The sequence below is a fragment of the Janthinobacterium sp. SUN128 genome (genome assembly GCF_030587275.1).
In the GTDB taxonomy this organism is placed as follows: domain Bacteria; phylum Pseudomonadota; class Gammaproteobacteria; order Burkholderiales; family Burkholderiaceae_D; genus Janthinobacterium; species Janthinobacterium lividum.
Genome location: NZ_JAPWHY010000001.1, coordinates 3484802 through 3496533, shown reverse-complemented (window position 1 = coordinate 3496533; position 11732 = coordinate 3484802). Strand labels below are relative to the sequence as shown.

Annotated in this window: 14 protein-coding genes; 9 read left to right on the top strand and 5 right to left on the bottom strand. The window is 59.1% G+C overall.

The window, feature by feature from the left end; translation table 11 throughout:
* Positions 1 to 47: 47 nt before the first annotated feature.
* Positions 48 to 836: a spermidine synthase gene (locus O3297_RS15835; RefSeq protein ID WP_305049112.1), complete on the bottom strand. Its 789-nt coding sequence runs from the start codon at positions 834 to 836 to the stop codon at positions 48 to 50.
* A gap of 95 nt (positions 837 to 931) precedes the next feature.
* Positions 932 to 1444, bottom strand: coding sequence for a glycine zipper 2TM domain-containing protein (locus O3297_RS15830; RefSeq protein ID WP_034785134.1), 513 nt, complete (start codon positions 1442 to 1444; stop codon positions 932 to 934).
* A gap of 401 nt (positions 1445 to 1845) precedes the next feature.
* Here O3297_RS15830 and O3297_RS15825 point away from each other — a divergent pair, with 401 nt between their 5' ends.
* The 5 genes from O3297_RS15825 (at position 1846) to O3297_RS15805 (ending at position 7176) form a co-directional block, all read left to right on the top strand.
* Positions 1846 to 2244 (top strand): barstar family protein, encoded by a 399-nt coding sequence (locus O3297_RS15825; RefSeq protein WP_034785135.1) that lies wholly within the window; start codon positions 1846 to 1848, stop codon positions 2242 to 2244.
* Positions 2245 to 2400: 156 nt separating this feature from the next.
* A complete protein-coding gene (gene purN / locus O3297_RS15820) occupies positions 2401 to 3009 on the top strand; it encodes a phosphoribosylglycinamide formyltransferase (RefSeq protein WP_034785137.1) in 609 nt (202 codons plus the stop codon).
* Between the two features lie 21 nt (positions 3010 to 3030).
* Positions 3031 to 4350: an RsmB/NOP family class I SAM-dependent RNA methyltransferase gene (locus O3297_RS15815; RefSeq protein ID WP_211547853.1), complete on the top strand. Its 1320-nt coding sequence runs from the start codon at positions 3031 to 3033 to the stop codon at positions 4348 to 4350.
* A gap of 125 nt (positions 4351 to 4475) precedes the next feature.
* Positions 4476 to 5834 (top strand): mechanosensitive ion channel family protein, encoded by a 1359-nt coding sequence (locus O3297_RS15810; RefSeq protein ID WP_034785139.1) that lies wholly within the window; start codon positions 4476 to 4478, stop codon positions 5832 to 5834.
* 172 nt (positions 5835 to 6006) lie between these two features.
* Positions 6007 to 7176 (top strand): fatty acid desaturase, encoded by a 1170-nt coding sequence (locus tag O3297_RS15805; protein WP_370385409.1) that lies wholly within the window; start codon positions 6007 to 6009, stop codon positions 7174 to 7176.
* A 140-nt stretch (positions 7177 to 7316) separates the two neighbouring features.
* Here the strand turns inward: O3297_RS15805 and rpmG are convergent, their stop codons facing one another.
* The 3 genes from rpmG to radC form a co-directional block, all read right to left on the bottom strand.
* On the bottom strand, positions 7317 to 7484 hold the full coding sequence (rpmG, locus tag O3297_RS15800) for a 50S ribosomal protein L33 (RefSeq protein WP_010400929.1): 168 nt from the start codon (positions 7482 to 7484) through the stop codon (positions 7317 to 7319).
* 22 nt (positions 7485 to 7506) lie between these two features.
* On the bottom strand, positions 7507 to 7743 hold the full coding sequence (rpmB, locus tag O3297_RS15795) for a 50S ribosomal protein L28 (protein WP_010400928.1): 237 nt from the start codon (positions 7741 to 7743) through the stop codon (positions 7507 to 7509).
* Between the two features lie 247 nt (positions 7744 to 7990).
* On the bottom strand, positions 7991 to 8665 hold the full coding sequence (gene radC, locus O3297_RS15790; RefSeq protein ID WP_070256677.1) for a DNA repair protein RadC: 675 nt from the start codon (positions 8663 to 8665) through the stop codon (positions 7991 to 7993).
* Between the two features lie 102 nt (positions 8666 to 8767).
* On the opposite strand from radC, the gene O3297_RS15785 reads away from it, so the two are divergent.
* The 4 genes from O3297_RS15785 (at position 8768) to ispH (ending at position 11661) form a co-directional block, all read left to right on the top strand.
* Positions 8768 to 9394, top strand: coding sequence for a hypothetical protein (locus O3297_RS15785; RefSeq protein WP_305049110.1), 627 nt, complete (start codon positions 8768 to 8770; stop codon positions 9392 to 9394).
* A gap of 90 nt (positions 9395 to 9484) precedes the next feature.
* Complete coding sequence (locus O3297_RS15780) at positions 9485 to 10114, top strand: LamG-like jellyroll fold domain-containing protein (RefSeq protein ID WP_305049109.1); 630 nt, start codon at positions 9485 to 9487, stop codon at positions 10112 to 10114.
* Between the two features lie 134 nt (positions 10115 to 10248).
* A complete protein-coding gene (locus O3297_RS15775) occupies positions 10249 to 10704 on the top strand; it encodes a peptidylprolyl isomerase (protein WP_034785165.1) in 456 nt (151 codons plus the stop codon).
* Positions 10705 to 10713: 9 nt separating this feature from the next.
* Positions 10714 to 11661, top strand: coding sequence for a 4-hydroxy-3-methylbut-2-enyl diphosphate reductase (ispH, locus tag O3297_RS15770; protein ID WP_034785166.1), 948 nt, complete (start codon positions 10714 to 10716; stop codon positions 11659 to 11661).
* The last annotated feature ends 71 nt before the right edge of the window (positions 11662 to 11732 follow it).

Genomic DNA, 11732 nt, shown 5'->3' with positions numbered 1-11732 from the left:
GGCCGGCGCCTTTCCGGGCTGCCGGCCATGCCTGGGCAGGCCGGCGGTTACAGGGTGCTGACGATGCCCTTGACCCAGGACTTGGCGGGCAGCTTGGTCTCGGCGACGATCTGCTTGGCGCGTTCGAGCAGGGCGGCTTGCGCTTCCGTATCGAGTGCCACTTTCGTCTTGAAAGCGATCGCCACCACGTTCCCATCATGGACTTCCGGCAGGCAGATCACCTGTTCAAACGCAAACTTCATCGCCTTGATGTTCTTCGCGTAGCTGGGGTGGTCGCCAAACAGGTTGACCGTCATGATGCCGTGCGGCGCCAGGCAGGCGCAGCAGGCGGAATAGAAATCGGCGCTGTCGAGCACGGGACCGCGCGCCGTGGCGTCGTACAGGTCCACCTGCAGGGCGTCCAGAGTGCCGTGGTGGGTCTCGTCGTTGACGTAGTCGAGCGCATCCATCTCGCGCACGTGCAGGCGCTCGTCGTTGGGCGGCAGCTTGAACATCGAGGCGCAGATGGTGATGACGGATGGGTTCAGTTCGATGGCATCGACCTGCGCCTGCGGGAACTGGCGGTAGCAGAACTTGGTCAGCGCGGCCGTGCCCAGGCCCAGCTGGGCGAGGCGCTGCGGCTGTTCGATCCACAGCATCCACGCCATCATCTGCTGCGCGTATTCGAGCTCCGGCCAGTCCGGCTTGCGGATGCGCATGGCACCCTGCACCCATTCCGTGCCGAAATGCAGATAGCGCACACCATCCATTTCCGACAGGGTGACAGGGGCATAGCGGGGCTTGCGCGCAGGGCGCGAGGATTCGATTTGTTCGATGGATTTTCGTTTGATAAGCATAAGGCGGCCTGAAAGTGTGCCGCATTATAGCCCGCGCCGGGGCGCCATAAAAAATGCCAGCCGCTGGGGCTGGCATGGTACGGGCTGGTTATTGCTTACTGCTGAGCGGGTTCGATCGAGACGCGCAGACGGATGCGCTCGCCCGGATCGTAGGACATGATGCTCGTGTAGTTGCGGCCGCGGTAGTCGTAGGTGACCTGGTAGCCATTGTTGCGCGATTCCCAGTGGTCGACCTGACGGCATTGCTTGACGGCTTGTTCCTGCATGCCGCCCTGGTAATTGTTCTGGTTGTCGACACGGTCGCCGACGACGGCACCGGCAATCGCGCCAGCAGCGGCGGCGGCCGTGCGGCCATTACCGCCACCGACCTGGCTGCCGAGCAGGGCGCCGGCGATACCGCCGACGATGGAGCCGCCAGCGCTGCGCTGTTGCGGCGGCGCCTGGACTTGCACGTATTCCGTGCGGCATTCCTGGCGTGGACGGTTGATCTGTTCCACTTGCGGCACGACGCGCACGACCTTGCCGAAATCTTCAAAGTCGGCGGCCTGGGCGAGTGGCAATGCACCGATACAAAGGGCTGACATCATCAATTTGGCTTGCAAGTTCATTTGTAACCTCGTTATGTAGAGAATCTTTCAGGGTATTTTTTACAACTTGGGACTATAGTAATCCCGCCAGACGGGGACAAGTGTTTCGCATGGCAACAAAATGTAACAGCCCAAGCCCCTTGCCCCACAGTCTGTAACATGCACTTTCAATCGATACAAGATGTTGAAATGACTTGAAACCAGCGGTTTGTAACAAATCTTGCGTTTGACATCATATTCGGGTTGATTCATGCAGGACAACACGTTACCCTAATACGCGTATGGCTTATATAAAATCGCACTGAATCGCATAAAAGTTGATACAGATCGAATCACCGCGTGCGCATTGACCCGCGTGCGGGGATGCAATAAGAAGAGCAGCTAGAAGAGATCCATACATAACAGGTCGATTTGAGGGAAAAATGAGTTTGTTACTAACCGTGCCGCCCAACCTTGTCCAGTCCATCCGTGCCTTTCGCGTGACCGAATTACAAGACGAGGCGATCCGTCTCGGGCAGCACTTTTTATATGCGCATTGCAACGCTGGACAGACCAAACAACAAGTCATCGGCATTATTGCAGAAGCATTCCTGTTTCCGAAAAACCTGGCGAAGAATTTCGATGCCCTGCGCCTGTGCCTGACGGACACCATGTCCAAGGCCGGCACGCAGACGGGATTCCTGGTGGTGCTCGAGCAATTGCCAAATACGCAAAAATTCGACAAGGAAGCGCGCGAGATCCTGCTCGACGTATTCCGCGACGCGGCCGACTACTGGGCCGAGAAGAAAGTCCCGTTCCGCGTCTTCTATTCGTTCGAGTAAATACTTACTCTTGCCGCGGCGCCGTCAAACCGGCTTCCCGCGCAGGTGAGAATCGGCATCTTCGGGCGGCTGCGGCGCGCCAGCGCCCATGTTGCGCCGCAACAATAATGCCGGCCTTTCTAGATTCGCATCGCCATAGCGGGTACAATGCGCGCTATGAAAAATATCGTTATCCTCATTTCCGGACGCGGCAGCAACATGGAAGCGGTCGTGCGCGCGGCGCAAGCCGAGCAATGGCCTGCCCGTATTGCCGCCGTCATCAGTAACCGGGCCGATGCCCAGGGACTGGTTTTTGCCGCGGAACACGGGATAGCGACGGCAGTCGTTGCCAACAAGGATTATGCCAGCCGCGAACAGTTCGATGCGGCGCTGCAAGCCGTGATCGACGGCTTTGCCCCCGACTTGGTCGTGCTGGCCGGTTTCATGCGCATCCTGACGCCGCCCTTCGTCGAGCATTACGCGGGGCGCATGCTCAATATCCACCCGTCGCTGCTGCCGCTGTTCCCGGGCATGGCGACGCACCGCCAGGCGCTCGAGGCGGGCGTAACGGAACACGGCGCGACCGTGCATTTCGTGACTGCCGAGCTCGATCATGGCCCGGCCGTGGCGAGCGCGAAAGTCCCCGTCTTGCCAGGCGACACAGAAGAGAGCTTATCGGCGCGCGTGCTGGTAGAGGAACATCTGCTTTACCCGCGCGCCATCCGCCTGTTCATTGACGATAAACTGTCAGTCGAGCATGGCCAGGTCCGCGTGGACCCTCAATAAAATATTACAGGAAGAATAACAATGAGATTGCCACCAGCGATACTTGCCAATGCTGAAGAAGTATTGCGCGAAATTTTACGTTTCACGGCCCCGGCCGACACCACCCTGTCGCGCTATTTCCGCGACCATCCGCGCCTCGGTTCGCGCGAACGCGGCGCCATTGCCGAAGGCATTTATGCCGTGCTGCGCAACAAATCGTTCTTCACGGACTTCGCCGAAGCGGGCAGTGGCCCGACCATGCGCCGTTTGACCATCCTCGGCCTGGCCGAAGCCGTCGGCGCCGACTCCTTGGGCGGCCTGACGGAAGAAGAAGTGGAATGGCTGGAACGCATCACGCAGATCGACCGCAGCCTGATGCCGTCGAATATGCGCGCCAACATGCCGACCTGGCTGTTCGATAAATTGATCGCCCAGTTCGGCGAAGCGGAAACCATGAAGCTGGCCGATGCGCTGAACGCGCCGGCGCCGCTGGACTTGCGCGTGAACTCGCTCAAGGCCACGCGTGAGGACGTGATGCTGGCCCTGGCCGAAGCGCCTATCCTCAGCACGCCGACGCCGTATGCCCCGCTGGGCTTGCGCGTGATCAAGAAGCCATCGTTGCAAAACCTGCCATTGTTCCAGAGTGGCGCCATCGAAGTGCAGGATGAAGGCAGCCAGATCCTGTCGCAGATCGTCGGCGCCAAGCGCGGCGAGATGGTGGTCGATTTCTGTGCCGGCGCGGGCGGCAAGACCCTCGCATTGGGCGCGCTGATGCGCAACACGGGCCGTCTGTACGCATTCGACGTGTCGGAAAAGCGTTTGGCCAAGCTGAAGCCGCGCATGGCCCGCAGCGGCCTGTCGAACGTGCATCCGGTGCAGATCGCGCATGAGCGCGATGCCAAGATCAAGCGCCTGGCCGGCAAGATCGACCGCGTGCTGGTCGATGCCCCGTGCAGCGGCCTGGGCACCCTGCGCCGCAATCCGGACGTGAAATGGCGCCAGCAGCCGAATTCCATCGTCGAGCTTCAAGCCAAGCAGGCAGCCATCCTGGCCGGCGCGGCGCGCCTCGTCAAGGGCGGCGGCCGCCTGGTGTACGCCACCTGCAGCTTCCTGAACGAAGAAAACGATTTTATCGCCGAGCAATTCCTCGCGGCCCATCCGGACTTCACCCTGGTGCCGATGAGCAAGGTGCTGGCCGAACAGAAGATCGAGCTGGAAATGGGCGATTACCTGAAATTGTTGCCGCATCTGCACCAGACCGATGGCTTCTTCGCCGCCGTGTTCGAACGCAAGGTCATGCCGAAAAAAGTCTACGCCGATGAAAAGCCGGCCGACGACGTTGACGCTGAACAAGCCGAATAAGGCTGTCACGGGCCGCCGCTGCAGCATCGCAGCGGTGGCCATGCACTTGCGCCGGCCTGTCTGGCGCAAGCTGTGGGCACCCCGCCCGGTTATTCCCCCGCACCATCTTCCAGACTCCATCCGCCATGAACGAAACCCCGCTGCTCAACCTGATCACTGACTTTGTCGACGATTTCCGTCAACCGGCCATCCTGTGGCAGGCGCTGGTCATCGTCGCCTGCCTGGCACTGAGCTGGCTGCTGGTGCGGCAGTTACGCGTGTTCCTGCACCAGCGGGCGGAAGCGGCCGCCACGCCGGCCACGCCAGAAACCTTGCAGCGCACCGATAGTTTCATCCGCATCCTCACGCCCGTACTGGCGGCCATGCTGCTGGGTATTGCGCAGCATTTCCTGGCCAAGTTCCAGTCGGTCAATCTGCTCAGCATTGCCATCCCCCTGTGCACCTCGATGGCGCTGGTGCGCTTCGGGTTTTATGTGCTGCGCCGCATTTTTGCCCGCCATGGCGACATCAGTCCCACCATGCTGCTGCTGGAAAAGATATTTACAGTCGTGGTGTGGGCCGGCATGGCCCTGTACATCACGGGCCTGTGGCCGGAATTGCATACCTTCTTGGAAAGCATCGTCGTGCCGCTGGGACGCAACAAGGTGTCCGTGGCTGCCATCTTGCAAGCCGCTATTTCCGTGGCCGTGCTGCTGGTGCTGGCCATGTGGGCCGGCACCTCGCTCGACGAGCGCCTGATGAAAATGCAGGGCCTGCACACTTCCTTGCGCGTGGTGATGTCGCGCATGGGCCGCGCCGTGCTGATCCTCGTTTCCGTGCTGGTCAGCCTGTCGCTGGTAGGCATCGACTTGACGGTGCTGTCCGTGTTTGGCGGCGCCTTCGGCGTGGCGCTGGGCTTTGGCTTGCAAAAGATCGCCGCGAACTTCGTGTCCGGCTTCATCATCCTGCTGGACCGCAGCCTCACCATCGGCGACATGATCACGGTGGGCCAGTTCACGGGCAAGGTCACGCAAATCAATACGCGCTATACTGTGTTATTGGGTGGCGATGGCGTTGAATCCATCGTGCCGAATGAAATGCTGATTTCCGGCGGCGTGCAGAACATGTCGCTGAGCAACCGCATGGTCTGGCTGTCGACGGCCGTGTCGGTGGGCTATGAAACGGATCTCGATGTCATCTTCCCCTTGCTGGAAGCGGCGACGGCCAAGGTGCCGCGTGTGTCGCAAAGCAATCCGCCATCGGCCACCCTCGTGCGTTTCGGCGCCGACGGCCTCGATGTGCAGATCGGCTTCTGGATCGCGGATCCGGAAAATGGCACTGGCGGCGTGAAGTCGAATGTGAATCGCGCCATCTGGCGCACCTTGCAGGAACATAAGGTCACTGTACCGTTTCCGCAACGCGAATTGCGTATTGTTGGTACGCCTCCTGCCCCGCTCGCCAGCGCGGCAGAGGGTGAGTCCGCCCCATCCGGCACCCAGCCTTAACCTCGCTGCCTGCCTCCGATTTTGCCTGACCGTACCCATTAGGGCGTACAATCACGCCTAAAATTAACTCTGCCGGACCTCCAGAATCACTGGAGCGACCGTGCGCACGCCCTGTCCACTTGGAGTAGCAGTAATGACATTGAGTTCCGTTCTACACGACGTTTTGCAGTTCATGGCAACTGGCATTACCGATCTGTCCGCATGGCAAGTTTTCCTGTACACCATGGTGGTCACGCATATCACGATCGCCAGCGTCACGATTTACCTGCACCGCCATCAGGCCCACCGCGCGCTGGAATTGCACGCCATCCCCAGCCATTTCTTCCGTTTCTGGTTGTGGCTGACGACGGGCCAGGTGACCAAGGAATGGGCGGCCATCCACCGCAAGCACCACGCCAAATGCGATACGGAAGAAGATCCGCACAGCCCCGTGACGCGCGGCATCAAGAAAGTCTTCTGGGAAGGCGCCGAGCTGTACCGCGCTGAATCGAAGAACATGGAAACCATGGCCAAGTACGGCCACGGCACGCCGACGGACTGGATCGAGCGCAACCTGTACACCAAATACAGCTGGCTGGGCGTGGTGTCCCTGTTCGTCATCAATTTCATCCTGTTCGGCGTGATCGGCATTTCCGTGTGGGCCGTGCAGATGATGTGGATCCCGATCACGGCGGCCGGCATCATCAACGGCATCGGCCACTACTGGGGCTATCGCAACTACGACTGCGCGGATGCGGCCACCAACATCATTCCGTTCGGTATCCTGATCGGCGGCGAGGAGTTGCACAACAATCACCATACCTATGCGACGTCGGCCAAGCTGTCGTCGAAATGGTATGAAATCGATATCGGCTGGGCGTATATCCGCGCGCTGGAAATGCTGGGTATGGCCAAGGTGAAAAAGCTGGCGCCGGAGCCGAAGTTCTCGCACGGCAAGCTGGAAGCGGATTTCGAGACCTTGCAGTCCGTCATCGCCAACCGCTACGACGTGATGGCCAAGTATGCGAAATCGATCAAGCATGCCTGGAAGGAAGAGCTGGAACACCTGAAGCACAAGGCCGAGCTGGAAAAGCGCTTCCTGAAATCGTCGCGCAAGCTGATGCAGCGCGAACCGGGCAAACTGGCCGATGCGCATCACGAACAGTTGTCGGAATTGTTCCAGCACAGCAAGGCGCTGGAAACCATGCACCACATGCGCGTGGAATTGGGTGCCATCTGGGAACGTTCGCACTTTACGCGCGAGCAATTGCTGCAAAAGCTGCAAGACTGGTGCACGCGCGCCGAAGCGTCGGGCATCAAGTCGCTGCAAGATTTCTCCCTGCGCCTGCGCAGCTATGCCTGAGTAAGCTGTCGCGTCATATCAAGGCCCTGGTTTTCAGGGCCTTTTTTTCGTCCAGGCAGAAGGGGAGAACGGCGAGATAAAAATCAGGGCGAAAAAAAACCGCTCATCGGAGCGGCTCTTTTTACAGAACACAATATCAATTACTTGATTTTGGTTTCTTTGTACGTTACGTGCTTGCGTGCTTTAGGATCGAATTTCATGATCTCCATTTTCGCAGGCGTCGTACGCTTGTTTTTGGTGGTCGTGTAGAAGTGACCCGTACCGGCGGTCGATTCTAACTTGATTTTGTCGCGGCCTGATTTTGCCATGATAGCTCCCTTATTCTGCTAATTAGACTTTTTCGCCACGAGCGCGCATATCGACCAATACGGCGTCGATGCCGACTTTATCGATGACGCGCAGACCGGCGTTGGACAAACGCAGGGAAACCCAGCGGTTTTCAGATTCAACAAAAATACGACGATTCTGCAAGTTAGGCAAAAAACGACGTTTGGTTTTGTTGTTTGCATGGGAAACATTGTTGCCGACCATCGGCTTCTTCCCAGTGACTTGGCAAACACGTGCCATGGCGCACTCCTTAAAGATATTCCAAATTGGAAAAACGAGAGTATATCCAAAATAAGCCGATTTATCAATGACTTGCGAAAAACAATTGTGTCGTGTTGTATTGAAATAATTTAACAATTTGACTTTTCCCCTTCGTCATAGGGGGAAGCACTGGTAAACAGTGCTGTTTACTGTTAGATAAGCGTCTTGCTGCTGTCACGTATGTCCTTGTTTACACATGGTTAACTGCTGCCTGGCCAGCCCCGGCCTAGATCTGGCCGTGTTCCGAGAAGGAATGTACTTGCCGCCCGGCAACGACGAAATGGTCGAGGATGCGCACGTCCACCAGCGACAACGCTTGCACCAGCGCGCGCGTCAGCAACAGATCCGATTCGCTGGGCTCCGGCGTGCCGGACGGGTGGTTGTGCGCCAGCATGACGCTGGCCGCGTTGTGCAGCAGGGCCTGCTTGACCACTTCGCGCGGATACACGCTGGTGTGGGTGAGGGTGCCGCGAAACATTTCCTGGGTGGTGATCAGGCGGTTCTTGACGTCCAAAAACAACACGTGGAATGCTTCATGCGCCAGGTGGCCCAGGGTCAGGCGCAGGTAATCCTTGACGGCGTGCGGGGAATTGAGGGCTTGGCCCGCTTGCAAGTCCTCGATGATGGCGCGCCGCGCCAGTTCCAGCACGGCTTGCAGCTGGGCGAACTTGGCGCTGCCCATGCCGTGCACGGCGGAAAAACTCACGAGGCTGGCGCCAAACAGGCCACGCAGCGAGCCGAAGTGCTCGACCGTGTCGCGCGCCAGTTCCACGGCGCTCTTGCCGCGCACGCCCGTGCGCAGGAAGACGGCCAGCAATTCCGCGTCCGACAGCGACTGCGCGCCATCCTCGATCAGGCGTTCGCGCGGCCGTTCGCCGGCCGGCCAATCCTTGATGCCCATCTTGCCTCCCGTTCGCGCCCGGCTCGTCGTGGCGCCTGCCAACGATTGTCGCGCCTTCCCCGGGCGGCCATGCTGCGCTAGCTCGTCTTCATGGCGAATCATATGAAAAAAACAAAAACCAAGATGCCGGGCCTGGCCATTTTCAAGCGCTATGATTTGCCTGTCGTTGTACTTAATGCAAGTTGCAGCGGCGGGGGAGTCAGGGCCCTGAACTCAATGTCTTCCACTTGTTTTACAGGAGTCGTCATGCCGTACATCAAAGTAATCAATGGAGTCATGCAAGAGTTCAACGCCGCCGGCGTCAACACGGGCAAGGTCAGCGGCATCGGCCTCAATGCGCACGCGTATCTGGAGCGCCGTCAATGGAGCGCTACCGCACCGCTGGCGCCGGAAGTGGAACATCCTGATTACAGTACCGATTTGCCTTATCTTGCGGCCAACGGCTTCAAGTACATCCAGGTGATGGTGGCGCCATTCAACGGCAGACAGGCTGCCGGTACGAGCTATCAGGTATGGGACTACGTTGTCGGCGAGCCGAGGTTTGCCACCGACAACACGGTCGTGGACCTGAGAATTCAGGATAAATATTTGGAGGCAAGACAACCTGCATGCCTTGCTGAGCGCCATACGCCGTACGGGCGTGCAACTGGCATGCTATTGGGCCTGGAATGCGGGGAAAACCATGGAGCGCGCCGGTTTGAACCTGGTGGAGACGCCGGGGTACAGTAACAAACGCAAGGCTGTCTGGGACGCCTTGCGCGGCCAAGATGCCATGCGCCCAGCACCCCGCCCAAGCCCTGTTTCGGCGTGACGAAGACCTTGCAATTCAAGCCTGGCCTGCTGCTCACCGTGCCGTCGTCCGTGCGCTACGAGAGCGCGGATTTTTCGCTGTCGTATTGCATCCGGCAACAGGACTTCTCCTCGACCGTTGCTCTGGTGCAGGCTTTTATCGCGCATCAGGCGAACAAGAAAGGATGGGGGCTGCTGACGCAGGATATCAAGACGTTCCTGTATTTATTCAATGGCGTTGGCGACAATGGCTTGGGCGCCAACAGCAATGGGCATGGCTTGAAGGTGGACATTCCCAACCGCTGGTTCCGCTGTACTTATACTGTGAAGCATGATGGACGCATCAGCCTGTATGTGGATGATTTCCTCATGTATCAGAGTTTGCAAAACATGGCGCCGCCATTCTTGAATGCCACTGGCACCCAGCTGGTGATCGGCCGCGCCGTGCATGCGCTGGAGCAGGGCACGCCCGCCTGGCAGTTGTCGGACGTCATCCTGTACGACCGCGTGCTGACGCCGAAGGAAGTGTATGACTATGGCCAGTATGGCATCGTGCACCGGCCCGTGGGGCGCTGGAAGCTCGACGGCAACCTGGAGGACAGCTCCGGCTTCGGCAATCACGCCAGCACGGCGGGCGGGTTGACGTACGTCAACGTCTGATTCGCCGATCCGGCGTCGGATGTGTTGCGCGGCCATGTTTTTTGACAAAAGCATGGCCGCGCCGAGATGGCATGGGGCGCGCTGGCTCAGGGTGGCTTACAATATCGTTTTGCACCAGTTACTTGAAAACTACTATGTCCAACGAGCAACCAGCAGTCGTCACCGAAGCGGCTTACCTCACCCTGCATTATCGTCTTGCTACTGTTGACGGTACTGACATTGTCACGACCTTCAGCGGCAATCCCGCGACCTTGATGCTGGGACAGGGCCAGCTGGCGCCGTTCCTCGAGCAGCGCTTGCTGGGCTTGCCTGAAGGCACGCACCAGACGTTCGAGCTGGCGGCCGGCGAAGGCTTTGGCGAGCGCAATCCCGAGCTGGTGCAGTCCGTCTCGCGCGCTACCCTGGACGAGAACTCGGTGCCCGGTGCCGACTACAAGATCGGCGACCTGGTCGACTTCGCCGCCCCGGGCGGCGGCCGCTTTGCCGGCGTGCTGCGCGAAATGCGCGACGACTCGGCCCTGTTCGACTTCAATCATCCGCTGGCTGGCCAGCCGCTGCGCTTTGAAGTCAAGCTCATTTCGGTCCTGTAAGGAGTAGCGATGGATAAAGAACTGTTACTGGCCCAGCCCCGCGGTTTCTGCGCTGGCGTCGACCGGGCGATCGAAATCGTCGAACGCGCCTTGCAGCAATTTGGCGCACCGATCTATGTGCGCCATGAAATCGTCCACAACGCCTATGTGGTGGCCGACTTGCGCAACAAGGGTGCCATCTTCATCGACGACCTCGATGACGTGCCTGCTGGTAATACGCTCGTGTTTTCCGCCCATGGCGTGTCGAAAGCCGTGCGCGCCGAGGCGGAATCGCGTGGCCTGAGCATTTTTGACGCGACGTGCCCGCTGGTCACCAAGGTGCACATGGAAGTGGGCAAGATGCGCCGCGAAGGCCGCGAGATCATCATGATCGGCCACGATGGCCATCCCGAGGTCGAAGGCACGATGGGCCAGGCCGATATGGGCATGCATTTGGTGGAAACGCTCGAAGATGTGGCGAAACTGCAGGTCGCCAATCCGGAGAGCCTGGCCTATGTTTCGCAAACAACGTTGTCAGTTGACGACACTAGCGACATTATTGCGGCCTTGAAAGCGAAATATCCGAATATCGCCGAGCCGAAAAAAGGCGACATTTGCTACGCCACCACGAACCGCCAGGAAGCCGTGAAATTCATGGCCCCGCAAGTGGAAGTGGTGATCGTCGTCGGCAGCCCGAACAGCTCGAATTCGAACCGCTTGCGCGAAGTGGCCGAGAAGATGGGCACGCCTGCCTATATGGTCGACAATGCCTCGCAAATCGACCCCGCCTGGCTGGAAGGCAAGCTGCGCGTGGGTGTGACGGCTGGCGCCTCGGCGCCCGAGGTACTGGTGCAGGCCGTCATCGACCGCTTGAAAGAGTGCGGCGTGCGTAGCGTGCGTCCGCTCGACGGCGTGCAGGAAGCCGTCACGTTCCCGATGCCGAAAGGCCTCGATGGCATCAAGCGCGACGTCGCCTGAGTCCGTATGGCTGTTGAGTATCGATGAAATAGTTACCTCAAAACCGAATTTAATTCGGAAATGATCGATTT